The organism is Pseudomonas sp. 2,4-D (assembly GCF_030418155.1).
In the GTDB taxonomy this organism is placed as follows: Bacteria; Pseudomonadota; Gammaproteobacteria; order Pseudomonadales; family Pseudomonadaceae; genus Aquipseudomonas; species Aquipseudomonas alloputida.
Map to the genome: position 1 here is coordinate 1 of NZ_JAUHUI010000042.1, position 22725 is coordinate 22725.

General features: G+C 65.5%; 13 protein-coding genes. 2 read left to right on the plus strand and 11 right to left on the minus strand.

Annotated features, from left to right (window positions below; all coding sequences use genetic code 11):
• The 11 genes from QYE47_RS22620 to QYE47_RS22670 form a co-directional block, all read right to left on the minus strand.
• On the minus strand, nt 1-1783 hold a 1783-nt coding region (locus tag QYE47_RS22620; protein WP_301159131.1), incomplete at its 3' end, for a condensation domain-containing protein.
• 1 nt (nt 1784) lies between these two features.
• Nucleotides 1785-8309 carry a non-ribosomal peptide synthetase gene (locus tag QYE47_RS22625; RefSeq protein ID WP_014590248.1) on the minus strand — a complete coding sequence of 2175 codons (6525 nt, stop codon included), beginning with the start codon at nt 8307-8309 and terminating at the stop codon, nt 1785-1787.
• A 155-nt stretch (nt 8310-8464) separates the two neighbouring features.
• Nucleotides 8465-9448: a TauD/TfdA family dioxygenase gene (locus tag QYE47_RS22630; RefSeq protein ID WP_014590247.1), complete on the minus strand. Its 984-nt coding sequence runs from the start codon at nt 9446-9448 to the stop codon at nt 8465-8467.
• Nucleotides 9449-9553: 105 nt separating this feature from the next.
• Nucleotides 9554-10954 carry an aspartate aminotransferase family protein gene (locus QYE47_RS22635; RefSeq protein ID WP_014590246.1) on the minus strand — a complete coding sequence of 467 codons (1401 nt, stop codon included), beginning with the start codon at nt 10952-10954 and terminating at the stop codon, nt 9554-9556.
• Nucleotides 10955-11219: 265 nt separating this feature from the next.
• Complete coding sequence (locus QYE47_RS22640; protein WP_014590245.1) at nt 11220-12542, minus strand: ATP-binding protein; 1323 nt, start codon at nt 12540-12542, stop codon at nt 11220-11222.
• On the minus strand, nt 12539-13222 hold the full coding sequence (locus QYE47_RS22645; RefSeq protein WP_004576176.1) for a response regulator transcription factor: 684 nt from the start codon (nt 13220-13222) through the stop codon (nt 12539-12541). The genes QYE47_RS22640 and QYE47_RS22645 overlap by 4 nt, the downstream gene beginning before the upstream one ends.
• 180 nt (nt 13223-13402) lie before the next feature.
• Nucleotides 13403-13966 (minus strand): NTP transferase domain-containing protein, encoded by a 564-nt coding sequence (locus QYE47_RS22650; protein WP_014590244.1) that lies wholly within the window; start codon nt 13964-13966, stop codon nt 13403-13405.
• Nucleotides 13963-14934, minus strand: coding sequence for an XdhC family protein (locus QYE47_RS22655; protein ID WP_070383604.1), 972 nt, complete (start codon nt 14932-14934; stop codon nt 13963-13965). The genes QYE47_RS22650 and QYE47_RS22655 overlap by 4 nt, the downstream gene beginning before the upstream one ends.
• 3 nt (nt 14935-14937) lie before the next feature.
• A complete protein-coding gene (locus tag QYE47_RS22660) occupies nt 14938-16149 on the minus strand; it encodes a cytochrome c (protein ID WP_070383603.1) in 1212 nt (403 codons plus the stop codon).
• Nucleotides 16150-16151: 2 nt separating this feature from the next.
• The gene (locus tag QYE47_RS22665; RefSeq protein WP_003254265.1) at nt 16152-16688 is read right to left on the minus strand and encodes a (2Fe-2S)-binding protein; all 537 of its coding nucleotides are present in this window, start codon (nt 16686-16688) and stop codon (nt 16152-16154) included.
• Nucleotides 16681-19512 carry a xanthine dehydrogenase family protein molybdopterin-binding subunit gene (locus QYE47_RS22670; RefSeq protein WP_070383602.1) on the minus strand — a complete coding sequence of 944 codons (2832 nt, stop codon included), beginning with the start codon at nt 19510-19512 and terminating at the stop codon, nt 16681-16683. The genes QYE47_RS22665 and QYE47_RS22670 overlap by 8 nt, the downstream gene beginning before the upstream one ends.
• 660 nt (nt 19513-20172) lie before the next feature.
• Between QYE47_RS22670 and dsbD the strand changes: the two genes are divergently transcribed.
• The gene (gene dsbD, locus QYE47_RS22675; RefSeq protein ID WP_019437874.1) at nt 20173-21888 is read left to right on the plus strand and encodes a protein-disulfide reductase DsbD; all 1716 of its coding nucleotides are present in this window, start codon (nt 20173-20175) and stop codon (nt 21886-21888) included.
• Entirely contained in the window at nt 21888-22724 is an 837-nt protein-coding gene (locus tag QYE47_RS22680) for a TlpA disulfide reductase family protein (protein WP_014590239.1), read from the plus strand. Before dsbD ends, QYE47_RS22680 begins: the two co-directional genes overlap by 1 nt.
• Nucleotide 22725 lies beyond the last annotated feature (1 nt).

Consider the following 22725-nt stretch of genomic DNA (forward strand, 5'->3'; position numbering starts at 1 on the left):
GACTGTCCGTCACCAGTTGAGCCAGGCGCTCGACCGGCTGGGCGCTGTCCAATGGCAGAAAGGCCGCCCCCACCTTGAGCACTGCCAGCAGGCCGGTCACCCATTCGATGGAGCGCTCCTGGCACAAGGCAACCACTGCGCCCGGCTTGACGCCCAGTGCCAGCAGGTGATGCGCCAACTGGTTCGAACGCTGATCGAGCTGGGCATAGCTCAACTGCTCCCCGCCCGCACGCAGCGCCGGGCGCTCGCCGGCATCGGCCAGCGCCCGGCGGAACAGGCTGAGAAAGTCCGTGCAAGGGAAGCTCGTGGGCTCACCGTGCAAAACCGCATCGGCATCGCCGACACAGTCCAGCAGCCGGCTGGCAGGTGCCGCGACCATGTCCTGCAACAACGTGTGCAGGGCCGTCACCAGACGCTCGACGGTGCTGGCCTTGAACAGGTCGGTGGCATAGGTGAAGTACGCCTGGATACCGTCGGCACCATCGGTGAAGTCGAAGGCCAGGTCGAAACGCGCATCGGCGCCGCTCAACGGGTACTCCTCGACCTGCAGACCGCTGAGGGTCTTGCGCTGCTCGCCGCCGGCAGCTTCACCCGCGACGTTCTGGTTGAGCTTGAACTGGAACAGCGGGTTATGGCTGAGGTTGCGCTCTGGGGCCAGCGCATCGACCAGTTGCTCAAACGGCAACTCCTGATGCGACTGGGCGTCGGCCACCACCTGGCGGACCTGGGCGAACAGCTCGCTGAAGGTGGCCTGTTCATCCACCTGCACGCGCATGACCTGGGTATTGATGAAGAAACCGATCAGCCCTTCGAGGTCCTTGCGGTTGCGCCCGGCATTGGGCACGCCTATGCGGATGTCGTGCTGGCCACTGTGGCGCGACAGCACCACGGCCAGGGCGCCGAGCAGCACCATGAACAGGGTCTGGCCATTGGCCTGGGCCAGGCTGCGCAACGCGCTGGACAGCGCGGGCGGCAGGTCGGCGCGCACCACCGCGCCCCGGTAGCTGGGCTGCGCAGGGCGTGGGTAGTCCAACGGCAGGTCGAGCAACGGCTGTTCATCGCCCAGCTGGGTCTGCCAGTAACGCAATTGCCGCTCGCCCTCACCGGCTTCCAGCCAGGCGCGTTGCCAGATGGCGTAGTCGGCGTACTGGATCGGCAGCGCTTCAGGGTTCGGTGCCTGCCCGGCCACCAGTGCGTCATAGAACGACACGAAAGTCTGCACCATCAGCTCGCTCGACCAGCCATCACTGATGATGTGGTGCATGCACACCGTGAGCACGTGTTCGGTGGCCCCCACACGCAGCAGCTTGACCCGCAGCAGCGGGTCTGCGAACAGGTCGAAGGGGCGACGCAGTTCGTCGCGCACTGCGCCATCGAGGTCGTGCGCCTGGACCTCGACGCACTCCAGGACCACCGGCGACTGCTCCAGCACCTGCTGATAGCACTCCCCTTCGTCCATGACCAGCCGAGTTCGCAGGGTCTCGTGGCGTTGCACCAGCAGCTCCAGGGCACGGGCCATGGCACCGACATCGATCTCGCCCCTGAGCGTCACCGCCATCGGTACGTTATAGAACGCACTGGTCGGTTCCAGTTGCCAGAGGAACATCAGCCGCTGCTGGGCATAGGACAGTGGGATACGCGCCACGTCATGACGGCTGGCGACAATTGGCAGCAGGCGGAAGCTCTGGCCGCCGGCGCTCATCTTTTCGACCACCTGGCGGCGCTGCTCCAGCGGCATTGCTACGAAACGTCTGGCGATGCGTTCTGCGGTTGTCTTGTCCATTTCAAGCCTCAGTCAATTCATTCATCAGTTGTTCGATATCGGCGAGGCCTTCTTCGGTCAGGGCCTGGCCCGCGCCTTCCAGCGCCTGGGCAAAGGCCCGCAGAACCGGTGTTTCGAAGATGAGACGGATCGGCATATCGATGCCCAGTTGGCTGTTGATACGTGAGAGGGCCTGGGCCGCCAGCAGCGAGTGACCACCCAGTTCAAAGAAGTTGTCGTCCAGCCCGACCTGCTTGATGCGCAGGACATCGGCCCAGATCGCTGCGACCTTGCATTCGGTATCGCTGTACGGCGGCACATAGCGCACCTGAAGCTGGGCCAGATCGGGTTGCGGCAGGGCCTTGCGGTCCAGCTTGCCGTTCGGGCTCAGGGGCAGTTCGGGCAACCACATGAGGTGGGCAGGCACCATGTAGTCCGGCAGGCGGCTGCGAAGGTCGGCGCGCAACTGCGCCAGAAGGTCCTGTTGCGTTTGCACGCTGGCCTGGGCGACGTCTGCCACCGCAGGCACCAGGTAGCCGACCAGTTGCTTGCCCAGCGGCCCATCGACGTCGATGACCAGGGCATCACGTACGCTGGCGTGCTCCAGCAGGCGCGCGCCGACTTCTCCCAGCTCGATGCGGAAGCCGCGAATCTTCACCTGATGGTCGATGCGCCCGGCATATTCGATCTGCCCATCGGCGAGGTAGCGCGCCAGGTCGCCGGAGCGATAGAGGCGGCTGCCGGGGGCGCCGAACGGGTCGGGGATGAAGCGCTCGGCGGTCAGGCCAGGGCGCTGGTGGTAGCCCCTGGCGAGCAGTTCGCCGCCGATCATCAGCTCGCCGATCGCGCCATTGAGCACCGCACCGCCACTGTTATCCAGCACGTGGATGCTGCGCCCGGCAAGCACCCGGCCGATCGGCATCACCGGTGGCAGCGCCTGCGCCGTGGCGCCTAGGTAGGGCGCGCAGTCGTGGGCGGTAACCGTGACGGTCGCCTCAGTCGGGCCGTAGGTATTGAGCAGCGTTACATGGCTAAGGCCCGCCGCCTGCCAGGCGAGCAAGCCCTCCGGCGGCATGGCTTCGCCGCCGGCGTGAAACTGGTGCAGGCGGCCGTAGTCGCGAGGACCGTGCTCGGCAAAGTCCTTGGCCAGCATGAACCAATAGGCTGTGGTCACATCTACCACGCTGATGTCATTGCTGATCAGTTCGCGGTAGAACCGCTCGCTGCCCCACAACTCCGGCCCGCGGACCACCACCGAAGCGCCGCAGATCAGCGCCGGGTACAGCTGCTCGACGAAGCCGTCGAAGTTGAAGGTGGCGAACTGCAGGATGCGATCGCTGGGCTTGAGGTTGAAGAAGCCCAGCGACACCTGGGCATGCTGGCTCAGTGCGCCCTGGGTGATCGCCACACCCTTGGGCCGCCCGGTGGAGCCCGAGGTGTACATGACGTAGGCCAGCGTGGCAGGGTCGATGGCGACCTGCGGGTTGGAAGCGTCACCGTCTTCGAGCAGCGCGTCGAGGCACACCTGCGTGACGCAGGCAGGCACTGCCAGCTGCTCACTCAGGCTGGCCTGGGTCAGCAGCAAGGCCAGGCCGCTGTCCTCGATCATGTAGGCCAGGCGTTCGGCCGGGTAGTCAGGGTCCAGCGGCACATAAGCGGCGCCCACCTTGAGGATCGCCAGCAAGCCCGCGACCATCCCCAGGCCACGCTCCAGGGCCACACCGATCAGCACCTCAGGCCCGGCGCCGAGCGCTTGCAGGCGATGGGCCAGGCGGTTGGCGCGCCGGTTGAGTTCGGCATAGCTCCAGGCCTGGCCTTCATGGATGACTGCCACGGCATCCGGTGCGCGCAGCACTTGCGCTTCGAACTGGCGGGCCACGGCGGTATCGCTCAATTGCTCTGCAGGCCCCTGGCACCAGTCCCTCTCGACCAGACGGCGCTCGTCGGCCGTGGCCAGGGCCAGGCAATCGACGCAGGCATGCGGCTGGGCACACAGCGCTTGCAGCAGGTTCAGCCAGTGCGTGGCCATACGCCCGATGCGTGAGGGGTCGAACAGGTCGACGGCATAGGTGAAGGTCGCCAACACGCCGTCGGAGCGCTCCACGGTGTCGAGCGAGAGATCGAACTGCGCGGTGCCTTCGTCAAGGTCCACCTCCTCTACCTGCAGGCCATTCAAGCTTTGCCCGGTCACCTGCTCACCCAGATCGCGCAAGTGGTTGTACATCACCTGGAACAACGGGTTGTAACCCATGCCGCGCTCTGGCTGCAGCGCCTCGACCAGCGCGTCGAATGGCAGGTCCTTGTTGGCCTGGGCCTGCAGGCTGATTTCTTTGGTATGGGCCAGCAACTGCTCGAAACTGACGCTGTAGTCCACACCCAGCCGCAGCACCACGGTGTTGACGAAGAACCCGATCAACCCTTCGAGCTCCAGGCGATTGCGGTTGGTCATGGGCACGCCGATATTGATCTTCTCCTTGCCGCTGTAGCGCGCCAGCAGCAGGCCGAACGAGGCTAGGAAGACGTGGAACAGCGTGGCGTTGCAGCGCACTGCCAGGCGCCGCAGGTCCGCCGTCAACTGCGCGGGCAGGCGCACGTCCAGACGTCCGCCCCGATAGCTTTGCAGCTCGGGCCGTGGGCGGTCGGCAGGTAACTGCAGCACTGCGAAATCATCTTCCAGCTGCGCCTGCCAGTAGCCGAGCTGGGCTTGCATCTGGCCTTCGCTCAGGCGCTCGCGTTGCCAGCTGGCATAGTCGGCGTATTGCACCGGCAAAGGCGCGAAATCAGGCTGCGCTGCCCCTGTGGCATGGTGGTTGTAGACGGCAATGCACTCGCGCACCATCACGCCCATCGACCAGCCGTCGGAGACGATGTGGTGCAGGGTCACGAGCAGTAGGTGTTCCTGCTCGCCACGCTGATACAGCTTCATGCGAATCAGCGGCCCGTTGGCAAGGTCGAATGGCTGCTGGATGTCGGCCTGCAACTGCTGCAACAGTTGCGCGGGGTCAAAGGCTTGCGCCTGCTGCTGCTCAAGGGTGACCGCGAGATTGGCGTGGACGCGCAAGCCAGGCACACCTTGCTGCTCTTCGAAACAGGTACGCAATGATTCATGCCGTGACACCAGCGCCGAAAACGCTTGGGCCAGCGCTTCACGGTCCAGGGCGCCAGTGATGCGCACGGCCATCGGCGTGTGGTAGGCCGAGCTGTGCGGATGGATTTTCCAGAACAGCCACTGGCGGTACTGGGCATGGGACACCGGCAACCAAGCCTGGCGGTCGAGCACCTGGATCGGTGCATCGGCCACCTCGCCCAGCTGGCTGACCCCGCGGCTGAAGCTGCGCAGGTCAGCCGTATCGAACAGCAGGCGCAACGGGATATCCAGGCCCAGTTGTCGGCGTGCGCGCGAGACGATCTGGGTGGCCATGAGCGAGTGCCCACCCAGGGCAAAGAAGTTGTCGTCCAAGCCGACCTGCGGACAGCCCAGCACTTCCTGCCAAAGGTTGGCCAGGTCGATCTGCAGTGGCGTCTGAGCCGGTGTGTGGCTGGCCGCCGGGTGTTGTTGGTCCGGCAGCGGCAATCTGGCCAGGTCGACCTTGCCGTTGGCAGTCAATGGCAGGCTGTCGAGGAACAACACGCGGGCTGGCACCATGTGCGCCTGCATGTGCAACTTCAGCGCTTTCTGCACGGTCTCCTGTGCCGCCTCGGCATCACGCTCGCGGGCCAGCAGCCGCGGCGCCACCAGGTAGGCGAGTAGTTGCAAACTGCCATCTTGGCCGGTGGCACGCACCACCGCCTTGTCCACATCCGGCAGGCCTTGCAGGCACGCCTCGATCTCCCCTGGCTCGACACGGTAGCCGCGAATCTTCAGCTGGTGATCGACGCGCCCCAGGTACAACAGGCGGCCTTGGCGATCACGCTGCACCACATCGCCGGTGCGGTACAGGCGCGCCCCAGGCTCGCCGTGGGCATCAGGCACGAAACGCTCAGCGGTCAACCCAGGGCGTGCGAGGTAACCACGGGCCAGGCCGGCCCCGGCGATGCACAGCTCGCCTTTGGCCATACCGGGCACCACCTGCAGCGTGGCGTCGAGCACCTGCACTCGGCTGTTGCGCAACGGGCTGCCCAGATGCGTTACCTCGCCAGCCGCCAGTTCGGCGGTGAGCACGCCCACCGTGGTTTCGGTCGGCCCGTAATGGTTCAAGACCTTCAGGCCCGGGCGCAAGGCGCCGATACGCGCCAGCAGTGCCGGCGGGCAGGCCTCGCCGCCAAGCACCAGGCAACGCTGCGGCAGCACGTTGGCATCGGCGCAGGCATCGAGCAGCGCACCCAAGTGCGAAGGCACGATTTTCAGCGCATCGACGTGGTTTGCCGACAGGTAGGCGGCGAAACCGTCGGCATCGAGCACCGCCTCGCGCTGCAGCAGATGTACCGTCTTGCCGGCCCAGAGCGCGCCAAACAGCATGGTATGCCCAAGGTCGGCGGCAGGCGTGGAGACCATGGCGAAGTGTTCCAGATCGCTAAGGGCAATCCGCTCGGACAAGCCTTCAAGGTAATTGGCCAGCGCTCCATGAGACACCGCGACCCCCTTGGGCATACCGGTGGTGCCCGAGGTGTAGATCACATAAGCCAGGTTGCCGGAATGAACCGCCACGGGCACCCCTGCCTCGCCACCTGCCGCGTTCAGCGCCAGGCACTGTACGCCCCCGATGGCCGGGCCAGGCTCGTCCTCGGCCCTGAGCAAGACCTTGATCTGTGCGTCACGCAGCATGAATGCCATTCGCTGCTGCGGCTGACCCGGCTCCAGCGGCACATACGCCCCCCCGGCCTTGAAAATCGCCAGCAGACCAACCAACAGGTTCACCGAGCGCTCGGCGATCAGGCCCACCGGCTGATCGGCGACCACACCGTGCGCTTGCAGCTGGGCACACAGCTGGTCGGCGCGCGCGTCGAGCTCGCCGTAACTGAGCGAGCCATCGGCACTGACAACGGCGATGCGCTGCGGCTGCGCCTTGGCAAAGGCCGTCACGCGCTGGTGCAGCAATGGGCCGGCATAAGGCAGCACCTGCGGTGCGGCAACGGGTGCGCCCGCCAGCGGCCAGTCACCCAGCGCAGCAACGTCATCGCGGCTGAGGGCGGCCAGCAGGCTCAGCCAATCACGCCCCATGGCTTCGACGGTGTCGCGCTCGAACAGGTCGAGGGCAAAGGTGAAGGCGGCGCGAAGCTGCCCGGCAACCTCCACGGTGTCCAAGGTAAGGTCAAAGCGTGCAGTGCTCTTGCGCAGCTCGAGTTTTTCCAACTCAAGGCCCGAGGCGGTGCGCACAGTGGCGACGTCGGTAACCATCGACTGATGGTTGAAAAGCACCTGGAACAGCGGGCTCACGCCCCCGGTGCGTTCCAGGCCCAGCGCTTCCACCAGCTTGTCGAACGGCACGTCCTGGTGCGATTGCGCCTGCGTCGCACAGGCTTTGACCTGGCTCAGCAGGTGCGCACCACCCTGAGTCGGGTCGATGTCGGTCTGCAGCACCTGGGTATTGATGAAGCAACCGATCAGCCCCTCCACTTCACTGCGGTTGCGGTTGGCGATCGGCACACCGACGCGCACCCGCGACTGGCCGCTGTAGCGGTACAACAAGGCCTTGAACGCGGCCAGCAGCACCACGAACAGCGTGACGTTGTGCCGCCTGGCCAGGGCCTGCAGGCGCTGGGCCAACGCTGCATCGATTTGCAACTCCAGGCGTTCGCCACGGTGGTTGGGCAGCGCCGGACGCAGGTGATCACTCGGCAATTGCAACACGGGGTGGTCGTTGCCCAGATGATCCAACCAGTACTCCAGCTGGCGCGCCTGCTCGCCGGCTTCCAGCCAGCTGCGCTGCCACAGGGCGAAATCGCGATACTGGATGGCCAGCGGCGCAAGTGCTGACGCTTGGCCGGCCACGGCGGCATCGTAAAGCCGAACCAGTTCGTCGATCAGGATACCCAGCGACCAACCGTCGGCGATGATATGGTGCAGAGTGATCAGCAACAGGTGCTCGGTGGCCGAGGTGCGCAGCAAGCGCACCCGCATCAGCGGCCCGGCGGCCAAGTCGAAGGGTGCCGCCGACTCTGCAGCACATACGGCCTCGACCTGCTGCGCCTGGGCCTCGCCCTGCAGGTGGGAAAGGTCCAACAGCTCGCCCCTGATCGACGCCTGCGCCTGCACGCATTGGCGTGGCTGGTCGTCAACCTCGGGAAACACCGTGCGCAGCGATTCATGTCGCGCCACCAGGGTGTCCAGCGCCTGCTGCAAGGCCTCAGGCGCTATCGGCCCCTTGAGCTTGACTGCCATGGGCAGGTTATAGGCAGCACTCTTGGCATCGAGCCGCCAGGCGAACCACATGCGCTGCTGGGCATATGACAGCGCGTCACGGGCGGCAACCTCGACCCCAGGCGCGATCGGCAACAGCGCGAAATCGACGCCCTCCCCGCGCATGGCATCCAGAAACAACCGTCGCTTGGCAGCGGGCAGCTCGATGAAGCGTCGAGCCAGTTTGAGTGAGTCTTGGGCGTTCATGCTCGGGGTCCTTACTGATCTGCGGCTCGGCCGTGCGGCCAAAGCGTTTCCAGTAGAACGAGCGGAGGGAGGGTGAATTTAACGCGGCAGCGCCATGCCCGGACGCTGCGCTGGCGAGCGCCTGCGGCAAGCCGCAAGCGCTCGCCACAGTGGCCTCAAAGCGCCGCTTCGCGGTGCCCCTGAGCCATGGCCACGACCACTTTGCGTGGCCCGGTGAACGGCGCCCGGGCGTGCGCCGCGAGCATGTTGTCGAGCATCAGCACGTCGTTTTCCTGCCAGGGGAAACTGATCGCGCAGTCGTCCAGCACAGCGCGAATGCGTTCGAGCACCTCGTTCTCGATCGGTGTGCCGTCGCCGTAGTAGACGTTGCGCGGCAAGTCTTCCTCGTCGACGATTTCCAGCAGGCTTTCGCGCACCTCGGCCGGTAGGTTGGAGACATGGAACAGGTGGGCCTGATTGAACCATACCTGATCCCCCGTCCAGGGGTGCGTGGCCACGGCCTGGCAGACCTGGCGCGTGCGCAGCTCACCGTCGTCCTTCCATTCCCAGTCGATGTGGTGCGCGCGACAATAGGCCTCCACTACGCTGCGATCCTCGGTGTTGAACACCTGCTCCCAACTCACATCAAGGCCATTGCCGTAGTTGCGCACATACATCAGGCGCTTGCTGGCAAAGCGCTCGCGTATGTCGGCCGGCATGCGCCGGAACACTTCACGGCTGTCGGCAATTGGCGTTTCACCGCCAGTCTGAGCGGCAATCACACTGTAGAACCAGATCCGCATCGGCCAGTCGAGGCTGTAGGCCTGCTCGTTGTGCAGCGGGATGCTCTGGTGCGCGGGGTACTCCGTGGAGGTGTAGACCCCTTGGGTAACATTGCTGCGCGGCGTCGAGCCGAACTCGTAGTTGAGCAGCGGGTGGCCGAAGGCCTGGGCGAATTCGCGAAAGGCCGTGACTCCGCCCACGTCAAAACCGCGCAGCAGTACCCCGCCGCACTGGTCTAGGTGGCCGTCGACGATAGCCTTGAGTTCATCGAAGACGTCCAGCAAACCAAGCCCCGCTTCGGGCGCTTCGATCAGCAGCGGTAAAGAGCCCCGTTCGGGCATCAATGGCCGCGCCTTGATCCCGGCAAGTACACTCATGTTTCGCTCTCCTTGTCGCCAGACTCCGTAGAGACCGTCGACACGCTTGGGTTGGCGGTCAGCCTTGCAGGCCGACCGCGTCGAACAGTGGCATGCAGCGCGGCGTCAAACGCTGCCTACGGCGGCGGCGACCGCAGCGCTGAAGCGCTGGGCAACCTCGTCGATCTGCTCGGCACTGATGATCAACGGCGGTAGGAAACGCACCACCGCCCCATGCCGCCCACCCAACTCCAGGATCAGCCCGCGCTTGAGGCACTCGCGCTGCACCTTCGGCGCCAAGTCGCGGTTAGCCGGTGGGTGGCCCAGCGCATCCGGCTGGCCTTGTGGGTCGACCAGTTCCACACCCAGCATCAAGCCACGGCCACGGATATCACCCAACTGCGGATAGTCCCGCTGCAGGCGCTGCAAATGCCCACGCAACCGCTGCCCCATGGCCTCGGCATGCTCGGCCAGTCGATGCTCGACCAGGTAGTTGATCACCGCCGAGCCCGCGGCCATGGCCATCTGGTTGCCACGGAAGGTACCGGCATGCGCACCTGGCTTCCAGGTGTCCAGCCAGTCGCGATAGACCACTACCGCCAGCGGCAGGCTGCCACCGATGGCTTTGGACAAGGTGACCACATCGGGCACGATACCGGCGTGCTCGAAGGCGAACATGCGCCCGGTACGGGCGAAGCCGCTCTGGATCTCGTCGACGATCAACGCCACGCCCGCCTGCTCGGTAATGCGCCGCACGCCCTTGAGCCATTCGATGTCGGCCGGAACCACCCCGCCCTCACCCTGCACCACTTCGAGGATCACGGCGGCGGGCAGCGGCACGCCGCTTTCCGGATCGAGCAGCAGGTTTTCCAGGTAATGCAGGTTGGCCTTGACCCCGGCCTCACCGCCCAGGCCGAACGGGCAGCGGTAGTCGTACGGGTAAGGCATGAACTGCACGCCGTTGCCGAGCAAGGCCCCCAGTGGCTGTTTCGGCCCATGGCTGCCCATCAGGCTCAGCGCGCCTTGGCTCATGCCATGGTAGGCGCCCTGGAAGGCCAGCACGGTGCTGCGGCCGGTGGCGGTACGCACCAGCTTGAGCGCAGCCTCGACTGCATCAGTGCCGGTCGGGCCACAGAACTGCACCTTGGCCTCGCGGCGCAGCGCCTCGGGCAGGATGCCGAACAGGTCCTGGACGAAGCGGTCCTTGACCGGGGTGGTCAGGTCCAGGGTGTGCAGCGGCAACTCGTCAGCCAGCACCCGCTGGATCGCCTCGACCACCACCGGGTGGTTGTGGCCCAGGGCCAGGGTGCCGGCACCGGCCAGGCAGTCGATGAACTGGCGGCCTTCGACGTCTTCGACGTGGATACCACGGGCACGCCTGAGCGCCAGCGGGATACGCCGCGGGTAGCTGCGGGCGTTGGATTCCTGCTGTTGCTGGCGTTGCAGCAAAGGCGAATCGGTGAATTCGTACAAGGGTTGCGGCACGCTGGCCGGTACAACCCGGGCAAGGCTGGAAGCGGTGGACATGGGTAAATCCTCGCGAGCAAGCGGATGGGCGGTTATCGCTTTGGAAACGCTTGAGTGGGGGGAGGATTTAGCGGTTGTTACGCGATTTTATTTTTGTCTGTGCCGGCCCTTTCGCGGGTAAACCCGCTCCTACAACAACCACACCGCCTGCGTAGGAGCGGGTTCACCCGCGAAGAGACCAGCACAGGCAAACCCGCCCCCACAGACCGCCACCCGCCCGTAGGAGCGGGTTCACCCGCGAAGAGGCCAGCACAGGCGATAAACATCAATGCCCAGGACGCGCCGGTACCTGCAACAAGACCCGCAAGCCGTCACTACGGCTGTCAAAGCGCAGGCTACCGGCACACCGCTGCACGATCGCCTGCACAATCGCCAGCCCCAAACCGCAACCACCACTCTGCCCATTGCGCCAGAAGCGCTCGGTCAGGTGCTCCAGGTCCGCTTCGGCAATGCCTGGCCCATGGTCACGCACCATGAAGCCCACCTGGCCGTCCGCCATCTGCACCTCCAGCTCTACGGCTTCATCGCCGCCATGACGCAAGGCATTGTCCAGCAGGTTGCGCAGCGCTGCCACCGCCAACGGTGCCGGCATCCCCAGGTAGATTTGCGTCGCCTCCTCTGGCAAACGCAACACGATACGCCGGTTGTCGCCGCCGCCGGCATCCTGCACCGCCTGACGGGCCACCTGCTCGGCGCTGCACTGCACGCCATCCTCGAACGACAGGCTGCCTTCCACCCGCGCCAGCATCAGCAACTGCTCAAGCGTGCGGTGCATGCGGTCGGTGCCCTGCTCGGCATGCTCCAGCGCCTGCTCGCGCACTGCACCGTCGGTCATGCGCGCCACCTGCAGGTGGGTCTTGATCGCGGTCAGCGGGCTGCGCAGTTCATGCGCGGCATCGTCAGTCAGGCGCCGCTCACGCTCGAGGGTTTGGGCAATGCGCAGGAACAGCTGGTTCTGGGTCTCCAGCAACGGCTGCAACTCGCTGGGCATGCCCGCCACCTGCAGCGGCTCGACACTGTCCGCACGCCTGCGGCGCAAGGCATCGCGCATACGGTTGAGCGGCTCCAGGCCCTTGCCAAGGCCGATCCACAACAGCCCCAGGCTGCCAAGCAGGGCCATCAATACCGGCGCCGATGCCGCCAGCAGAATCGACTGATTCAGCGCCTCGCGCTCCATGTGCCGGTCGGCCGTGGTGATGCGCACATCGCCGTGGTTGTAGGTGAAGGTGCGCCAAAGCGCATCGTCGATGGTCTGGTCACGAAACCCGCTGCGCTCGTCGTCCATGGCGCCATCGTGCTTGTGGTTGCTGGCGAGGATCTCGCCACGCAGCGAGCTGACCTGGCAGGCCATGCCATCCGGTACGCTGAACTGGTCGGCGGAAAAATGCGCCTCCCCGCCCTTGGCAGTCAGCGGCTGCGGCAACTGGTCGATCAGCCCGGCGACCATACGCGCCGACGCCACCAGGCGCTGGTCGAGGGAGAACATCATCTGCTGGCGCAGGTCACGCAGCATCCACGCGGCGGCCAGTGCCCAGATGATCACGAAGGCACTGCCGAGGATCAGGCTCAGGCGCACCCGCAGGCTCATGATGCGGCCTCTTGCGGTGCCTGCGCCGGGCCCAGCCGGTAGCCCAGGCCCCGCACGGTCTCGACAATGCCGTTACCCAGCTTGCGCCGCAGGTGGTGGATGTGCACGTTCAGGGCGTTGCTCTCGACTTCGTCGCTGAAACCATACACGCAGTCTTTCAGTTGCTCGCTGGACAGCACTCGCCCGGGGTTCTGCAGCAGCGCCTGGAGCAGGGCCTGCTCACGGCGGGACAGGTCGACATGCTGGCCGGCCAGGGTCGCCTCGCAGCTACTCGGGTCATAGCGCAGCGGGCCGTGCTCGATCACGTTCACCGCCCGCCCGGCCACCCGCCGCAGCAAGGTATGCAGGCGTGCGGCCAGCTCGCGCAGATCGAAGGGCTTGAGCAGGTAATCGTCGGCACCGGCCTGCAGGCCATCGACACGATCGGTGACGGCATCGCGGGCGGTGAGCACCAGTACCGGCAGGGTCTCGCCTTTTTCGCGCAGGCGGCGCAGCAGCTTGAGGCCATCTTCGTCGGGCAGGCCGAGGTCGAGAATCATCACGTCGAACTGCGCGGCCTGCAGCATCGCCCGCGCAGCAGCGGCGTTACCCACCCGGTCCACAGTCAGGCCCTGGGCGGTGAGGCCGGCGCAGATGCCGGCGGCGATCAGGTCGTCGTCCTCGCAGAGCAGAACGTGCATGGTGGGGCTCCCGGAGTGGTGTGGCTGTTATTGCACCTTGGGCGGATTAAGGGGGGATTATGGACCTTTTGTGGGGGGTGGGGGGTTCGGCTTGGGTGTGGTGAGGGGCCGGGTTGTTCGTCGTGACATCTGCGAACACCTGCCACAGGCGCCGCGGACGCTATGGCGAACACCTTGGCCCTACATCAACCCCTGCGGGGTATCCACATCCAGCAACACCCCAGCATCCTCCACCTCAACCACAACACAACAATCCCGCTGCGCCTGCACCACCGCCCGCGCCCCTTCATCGCCGGCCAATAGCCCCAGCGCCGGCCAGAAATCGCGCCCAAAAATCACCGGGTGGCCCTGCTGCCCGGCATGGCGTGGCAACACAATGTTCGAAGCGCTGGAAGCCTCGGCCAAGCGGCGCAAGGTAGCCAACTCGATCCACGGCATATCACCCAACAAGATCGCCACCGCCTGTGCCTGGCTGTCGCCCAACGACCCGACCCCGGCCGCCAGGCTGTGCCCCATGCCCGCTGCCGCATCCGGGCTGACGATCACTCGGTAACCGCCAGGCAAACCGAAATCCCCGCCCTGCTCGCCCGCGCGCAACACCACACGCACATCATCAAACACCGCCCGTGCCCGCTCCGCGCTATGCGCCAGCAAACTGCGGCCATCCGCCAAGGTCGCCCGGCGCTTGTCAGCGCCGAAACGCGTGCCGCGCCCCGCCGCCAGCACCAGCGCAACCACGCTCACAGCGCCGCCCGCTCGATGCCGTTGCGCACACGAAGGATATCGGCCAGTACCGCCAGGGCGATCTCGGCCGGGGTCTTGCTGCCCAGGTTCAGGCCAATCGGCGCATGGATGCGCGCCAGCTCGTCGCAACCCAGGCCACCAATTCGCTGCAAGCGTTCGCGACGTTTGTCGGAGGTGGCCTTGGAGCCCATCACGCCGATGTAGAACGCTTCGGTCCGGACGGCTTCAAGCATGGCCAGGTCATCGATTTTTGGATCATGGGTCAATGCCATCACTGCCGTATCGGCATGGCAACCGCCATTGGCGATGAATTCCGACGGTAGCTCGCGGCGCACCTCAATGCCATTCAGCACTACGCCGTCGAGTACTTCGTCACGCGGCTCGCAAAGGATGACCTCAAAACCCAGCCCTCTGCCGAATTCGGCGCAAAAATGCGCCACGCTGGAATAGCCGGCCAGCAGCAGCCGCTGGGCGGCGCCGACACGCAAGCGCACCCGGGCATTTTCCCGTTCGACCCGTGGCCCCTGACTATGGTCATCGAGCAGCTGGCGGGTACCCGCAGACAGGCTCACCTCACGCAGTACCCGGCGCTGGCCCAGCAGCGCACGTTCCAGCTCACGCAGATGCGCCTGCACCTCGCATTCAACCGGCAGGTTCTCCACCAGTACTTCAAGCACACCGCCACACGGCAGGCGAACGCGCGAACGCGGGTCGCTGCCGTCGCCATAACGCACGATGGCAACCGGCTCCGGGAATTCCCCCAGGGCCACGCGTTCGAGAAAGTCGTCCTCGACACAGCCACCGGACAGCGAGCCCAGCCACTGGCCGCTGGCATTCACCGCCAGCAGCGAACCCGGCGCACGCGGCGCCGAGCCATAGGTGGCGAGCACCGTGCACAACCATACCCGCTGGCCGTTGCAGGACCACTGCAAAGCCTGACGGATCACCTGTAGATCGAGATGCTGCACGCTTTACTCCGCCTTCAGCTCGGCGAGCTGCTGTACGTTCAGGTCGCCGGGCAATCCACCCCAGGCCTGGCGCAGGTAGTTGACCATATCTGTCACCTGTTGGTCATCAAGCTTGTCGGCAAAGCCCGGCATCGGCTGCATGCGCTCGAAGCCGGTGAACTGCTGTTCCCGGATGCCTTCGAGAACCACCTTGACCAGATTGCGGGAGTCGGCCTGGCGCAGCACGGTGTTGCCGCGCATGGCTACGGCGATGTGCGGCTTGCCCTCGCCGTCGACCCCATGGCAACCGGCGCAGACGTTCAGGTACTGCTGGCGGCCCCGCCTGGCACTGTCGCTCATCTGCTCCAGGGCAACGGACTCGATAGCCTTGGCCGGCGGCGGCTGGTCGCCCAGCAGGTAGGTGGCCATGGCCGCAAGGTCTGCATCTTCCAGGTGCTGGGTGCTGTGGTGCACCACCGGGAACATCTCGTTGAACATGCTGCCCTGGGCGCTGATGCCGTGCTTGAGGAAGGTGGTCAGGTCCGGCTGGGTCCAGCCGCGCTCGGCCAGGTCCTGGGCCAGCAGGCTTGGCGCCAGGTAGCCACCCAGCAGGCCGCCGCTCAGGCGTTGGTCCTGCTGCAGCGCACCGATTGCGTTGCGCGGGGTATGGCATTCGCCACAATGGCCCATGACCTCGACCATGTACTGGCCGCGCTGCCAGGCCGGGCTTTTACCCTCGGTCGGCTGCAGTTGCACGCTCTTGCCATACAGCATGTTCCAGCCGCTGAGCCCCATGCGCACATTGAACGGGAAGCGCAGCGCGGTCTGCGGTGCCGGGCGGTTGATCGGCGGTATGGTCATCAGGTAGGCGAGGATCGCGTCCGAATCTTCACGCTTGATCAGGTGGTACGAGGTGTAAGGCATCGCAGGATAAAGGTTGGCGCCGTCCTTGCGCTTGCCCTCGGTGACTGCGGCGAAGAACTCGTCGGCGCTGTAGTTGCCGATGCCGTACTGTTTGTCCGGGGTGATATTGCTGCCATAAATGGTGCCGAACGGCGAATGGATCGGCAGGCCGCCCGCATACGGCGCGCCGCCTTCGGCGGTATGGCAGGCCATACAGTCGGCCGCGCGGGCCAGGTATTCACCGCGCTTGACCTGCGCATCGTCGGCCGCCAAGGCAAACGAACTGACAGCCAGCCCGAGGGCCAACGCCGAGGCGCTACGTACGAAGCCCATGTTCAACCCTCCTTGACCAGGCCGAGATCGTTGAGCACCTTGCGGGTGGCATCGTAGTAACGCACGTAGCCTGTGCAGCGGCAGATGTGGTGACCGAGGCTGGCCTCGATGCGGTCCTCCACTTCGCTCTTCTTCAACGGCTGGCGCTGGGCCGTTTCCACCAGCACGGTAGCGGCGTTGACGAAGCCTGGTGCGCAGTAGCTGCACTGGAAGGCGAACAGGTCGACGAACTTCTGCTGGATCGGGTTGAGCGTCAGGTTGCCGGCCTCGTCTTTTTTGGCATGGCCTTCGATGGTGCGAACCTTCTTGCCTTCGAAGTAATGCGCACCGGTGATGCAGGTGCGCACTTCTTCGCTGGTGCCGTCGGGGTTGTCGACGATTACCACGCAGGCGTGGCAGATGCCTTGGCCGCAACCCAGGCGCGAGCCGGTGAGGTTCTGGTGTTCGTGCAGGTAGTCGATCATCGCCAGGTCCGCAGGGACCTCGACCGGCCCGACCGGTTGACCATTGAGCGTCAGTTGCAGTGGACGGTTAGCCATTGAGGGCCTCCTTGATACGGGCTGGGGTGATGGGGAGATCGCGCACGCGCTTGCCGATGGCATGCGCGACGGCATTGCCGATGGCACCGACGACCGGGATCATCACCACTTCGGCGATGCCCTTGGAGGGGTCGGTCGGTGACAGCGGCGGGAGGATTTCGCTGGTCTGCTGCCACACCGCCACATCGCGCGCATGCGGCAGGCGGTAGCGGTTGAAGTTCCAGTCGCCCTCCCCGGGGCCACCCTCGTACAACGGCATTTCTTCGGTCAGTGCATGGCCAATGCCCATGGCGATACCGCCTTCGAGCTGGCCCTTGACCAGTTCCGGCACCAGCACCCGGCCACACTCGACCCAACTGTGGTGGTTGAGCACCTGCGTCTCCAAGGTGCCTTTGTTGACCTTGACCTCGACGATGGTCGCCACCGGGCTGTAGTAGGTGACCATGGCGTTGTTCAGCTGGGTGTCGGGGTAGGCCGCATTCTGCCGGTCGAGCAGGTGATAGCCATGGCTGCCCATCTGCGCCTTCTTGGCATTCACCGCACCATCGCCGTACTTCACCGCCATGGCATCGAGCGGGAAGCGCTCGCGCACGCCATCAATGACAAAGTCGGCCTCGGCCCAGCTCCAGCGGTTGAAGCCGTGCACGCTCACGCCAGTAACCAGACCCATTTCGTGGGCCTTCTGCGCCAGCTGGGCAAACGGAATCGGCGCCAGGCCGTTGCCAGTCAGCTCACCGTTGACCCATACCGCATTTTCGCGGCGCACCACCAGCGGGTTGGCCTGGCCGCCGTGCGGGCCTTGGCTCCAGATCGCCATGGCCGCTGGCCACAGCCCATGATTGAACAGCACACGCGCCGCTTCGCGGGTGGCATGGCTGAAATAGAAGGCCGAGTTGGTGGCCGAAGATGGCGACGCCAGCTTGCCGACCCAGCGCGGGTTGCGCAGCGCGGCGTCCTGTTCGGGCTGACTGATCAGGTAGGGGTTGCCGCTGGTGGTCAGCTGCAGCTCCGGCCATTCGGTGACCGCGGTCTTCACCTCGTCGGCCGAACGGCCGAGGAAATCGCTGATCACCAAAGCCTGGGAGGTGGACATGCCGGTACCCAGCTCGGTGCCGATATGGCGCAGGCTGATGCGGCCATCGGCGTTGAACTCGACACTGGCCATCGGCGCCTCGGAGCCTGTGCCGAAGTCCTTCTGGCAGATGGCGAAGCCGACGCCGTACCAGTGGTCCGGGTCCTTGGCGTCCATCTGTTGCTTGCGTGCATCGCGGTTGCGCCACCACTCGTGCACAGCGGCCTTGTCGAGGATTTCGTACAGGCGCAGGGCGCCGGCCGGAACCGCACCCTGGGTGTTCTTCATGCCCGATTTCAGCGCGTTGGCGCGGCGCAGGTCGATGGCATCGACCCCCAGGCGGCCGGCGATCTCATCCACCATCATCTCGGTGGCCGCCATGCTCTGCAGGGTGCCGTAACCGCGCATGGAGCCGGCCTCGACCCCACGGGAATAGTAGGCGGTCACCGACAGGTCGTTCTGTGGCATGTAATAGATCGACTGGGCAGCAGTGGCGCCCACTGCGGCCACCGACGGGCTGTAGTTGATGCGCCCGCCGCCGTCGCAGCTCATGTCGGCGCGGAATATCTTGAAGCTGTTGTCCTTCTTGTCCACCGCCAACTGGTAGCGGATATCGAAGGCATGGCGCTTGATGCCGCTCTGGAACTGCTCGTAGCGATCGTTGGCCAGGCGGATCGGCATGCCGGCGCCGTAAAGCGCAGCTACCGCGGCATAGAAGACGAAGATATTGTTGTCTTTTGAGCCATAGCCCACGGTATACCCCGGGTGCATGTTCAGCGTGTTCAGGGCGAAGCGCGACGGTTTGATCATGTGCACGCATTCCTGCGCCACTTCGAACGGGCACTGAGTGGCGACCACGAAGTGCAGCGTGCCCGTGGCAGGGTCATACCAGCCGTTGCCGTTGTCCGGCTCCAGCGCGGCAGGTTCGATGGACGGCGTCTTGTAGCGCTCGTCAAACACCAGCCAGTCCTCGGGCGGGTTGTCCAGTTGCTCGGCCATGCGCTTGGCGTAGAACAACCCCTGCTCGGTCAGGTCGCCGTGCTGGTTGGGCTGCTTCGACCACACCGGCTTGCGGTTGAGAATGGTGGGGAACAGCATGGAGTTCTTCAGGCTGGAGAACTCATCGTCGTCGAACGGCGTGGCGCCGCCCACCCGCACGAAGCGGAAGCTGCCATAAGGGTCGCGCTGGTACAGCGACGCCTGGGCACCGTAGCGGATCGCCTGCTGATTGAACTGCAGCTTGCGCTTGGCCTGGCGGAAGCGCTCGAAGTCGTGCCAGATCAGGATCGCCACCGGGTGGCCGATGAACATCGGCACCTTGCCGGGCGGCAGCAGCGGGTCGGGCGAATGGGCCTCGGGCCAGGCAATGCCGTCCTGTTCGAGGTCGGCGGCGGTGACGATGCGGTCCGGCTGCAGGTCGGTGCCAAGCAGGCTGAGGTCATGGCCGGCGTAAATCCGGTCGACCTTGGTCGCCTTGAGCAGCAGCGCATGACCTTGCTGCGCGGGCCAGCCGGGCATGTCCTTGGCGCGGATGTCGCGCGCGAACACTTTGTCGCCGCAGACCTTGGACAAGGCATCGTTACGGAAACGCGCCTTGCCGTCGTGGTTCATCCACTTCTGTGGCGAGGTGGTGACGCGCTCCTCCATCAACGCGGCGAAGGCCTGGCTGCCAAGTGGCGCCATGGTCACGCCGACACCAGCGATCAGGCCGCCTTGCAGGAAGGCGCGCCGAGAAATATCACGGTTGGACATGCTTGATCCTCTGGGCAGTTGGGGCCTGCCCTTTCTTTTGATTCTTGGCCTGGCTTGATAAAAGCTGACCTTGGCGTCAACTTTACAGCAATTGGGTGGGTAGAGGCAAAGTCAAGCCGACAATGTGTCGCGGTGTGTATAGGGCAAGAGGCGGAATTCGCGCTTTGGCGGGTAGGTGTTTGGCGGGAGATTTTCAGCGCCTGGTAGGTGTTCGCCGGGAGATTTTCAGCGCCTGTGAGATCGAGCGCCGCCCGCGCGGCGCTTCGCGGGTAAACCCGCTCCTACGTTTGTTTCGGGCCAATTATTCCTGTGAGATTTGCGCGCGACCGCCTTGGCGCATGTCTCGATATCGCGTCGTACAAACAAGGCGGTCGCGCGCGACTGGTGCAGGAGGGACTGGCCCGAAACAAACGTAGGAGCGGGTTTACCCGCGAAGCGCCGCGCGGGCGGCGCTCGATCTCACAGGCGCTGAAGATAAATCGGCGAACACCTCGAAATTCCAACGCCGCCCCCCTCGAAAATCCAACAACGAAGACCCTGCAAACCCAGAGCAAACTCTTACTACTCCTGACCCACTCCCAACCCCAACACCCGCGTTAACCTTCATTTAATCAACCCCGGTCAGCATGGCCCCACTCCCAGATCTGCCAAGGCGAAGACATGCGCGTTCTCCTGCTCTTCCTCACACTCCTACTGGCCGGCCCGTTGCAAGCCAACCCGTTCGATGTGAAACCAGACTTCCTGCCGGTTGACCAAGCCTTCGTGCTCACCCACGACCGCCAGGCCGACGGCCAGATGCGCCTGTACTTCCAGATCAAGCCGGGCTACTACCTGTACCAGAAGCGCCTGAAGTTCGATGGCCTGCCCACCGAGCAACACCCGCAACTGCCACCGGCACTCAACCATCACGACGAGTTCTTCGGCGACAGCGCGGTGTACCGCGACCAGCTTGAACTGCTATTGCCTGCCAACGCCCAGGGTCAGTTGCGCCTGGGCTGGCAGGGCTGTGCCGATGCCGGTCTGTGCTACCCGCCGCAAACCACCTCGATCGACTTGGGTGGCAGCGTAACGCCTGCCGCCGAGCAAGCCAGCGACCAGGCCCTGGCCAGCGGCCTTCAGCAAGGCCACCTGGCCTGGAGCCTGCTGGCGTTCTTCGGCCTTGGGCTGCTGCTGGCCTTCACCCCCTGCTCGTTGCCGATGCTGCCGATCCTTGCCGGGCTGGTGCTGGGCAATGGCGCCAGTGCCCGGCGCGGCTGGCTGCTGGCCGGGGTCTATGTGCTGAGCATGGCCCTGGTGTACGCCGGGCTGGGGGTGGTTGCTGCCCTGCTGGGTGCCAGCCTGCAGGCCTGGCTGCAGCAACCCTGGCTGCTGGGCAGCCTGGCGGGGCTGTTCGTGCTGCTGGCCCTGCCGATGTTCGGCGTCTTCGAACTGCAACTGCCTGCCGCCCTGCGCGACCGCCTGGACCGCGCCGGGCAAGGTACCCGTGGCGGCAACCTGTACGGCGCGGCACTGCTCGGGGCATTGTCCGGCCTGTTGCTCGGCCCGTGCATGACTGCGCCGTTGGCCGGTGCGCTGCTGTACATCGCGCAGAGCGGTGACGTACTGCAAGGCGCGCTGGTGCTGTTCAGCCTCGGCCTGGGCATGGGCGTGCCGCTGCTGTTGCTGGTAACCCTGGGCAACCGTTATCTGCCGCGCCCGGGTGCGTGGATGAACCGGGTCAAGGGTGTGTTCGGTTTCGTGTTCCTGGCCATGGCGCTGTACACCGTGCGCAGCCTGCTGCCTGCTACCTTGCTGCTGGCACTGAGCGGCGCCTGGCTGATCGCCCTGGCCTGGGCTGCCTGGCCGGCCCTGCAGCGGCTGCCGGCGTTGCGCGCCGTACCGCTGTTGGGCGCCCTGTGGGGCGGCCTGTTGCTGGTCGGTGCGGCAGCAGGCGGCGACGACCTCTGGCAGCCACTACGCCCGTTCACCGGGGGTGGCAGCACAGCGGCCGCTGGCCAGCATGCCGAGGACAGCTTCGTCACCGTCAGCCGCCCCGAGGACCTGCAACGTGAGCTGGACGCGGCCAAAGCCCGCGGCCAGTGGGTGATGCTCGACTACTATGCCGACTGGTGCGTGTCGTGCAAAGTCATGGAAAAACAGGTGTTCGCCCGCAGCGACGTGCAGACCGGCCTGGCCGGCGTGCACCTGCTGCGCCTGGACGTGACCGCCGACAGCCCCGCCAGCAAAGCCCTGCTGCAGCGCTACCAAGTACCCGGCCCGCCCAGCATCATCTGGATCGGCCCGGAAGGCGAAGAACGCCGCGCGCGGCGCATCACCGGTGAGGTGGACGCAGCAGCGTTCCAGCAACACTGGATCCAGACCAGGAGCCAAGGCTGATGCTGACCGTAACACTCGGGCCACTGACCATGGCCCTCAACCACCTGCTGATGCTCACCGCCCTGGTGATCGCCAGCGTGGTCGGCTGGTGGGTCGCCCGACGTGGTGGCGAGAGCCCGGAATCGGCGCTGTTCAACCTGTTCCTGATCGGCCTGCTGTGTGCCCGCGCCGGCTTCGTACTGGCCTACTGGCCGATGTACCGGGACGACCCCCTGCAAATCATCGACATCCGTGACGGCGGCTTCCTGTTCTGGTCGGGCCTTGCCGGCATCGTGCTCGGAGCCCTGTGGCAAAGCTGGCGCCACCCCGGCCTGCGCCGCCCGCTAGGCTGGGCGCTGTTCAGCGGCGCACTGTTCTGGGGCCTGGCCAGCCTGGGTGGCCACCTGTACAGCAAAGGCACCGAGCTGCCCGAACTGAGCCTGCGCAACGCTGGCGGCCAGGCCGTGGCATTGCACAGCTACCGCGGCAAGCCGCTGGTCATCAACATCTGGGCCACCTGGTGCCCACCGTGTCGGCGTGAGATGCCAGTGCTGCAACAGGCACAAAGCGCTTACCCGCACGTGACCTTCCTGTTCGTCAACCAGGGCGAGACCCCGGAAAACGTCAGCACCTTCCTCGCCACCACCGGCCTGAGCCTGACCCACGTGCTGTTCGACGGCACCGGCCTGCTGGCCCAGCGTGTCGGCTCCATGGCCTTGCCCACCACCCTGTTCTACGACGCCAACGGGCGGCTGGTCGGCAGCCACCTGGGCGAACTGTCCCGGGCCAGCCTGCGCCACGCCCTGGAACCTTTCGACCGGGCCATTGCGCCCGCCCCTGCCGCACAAGGAAACTGAC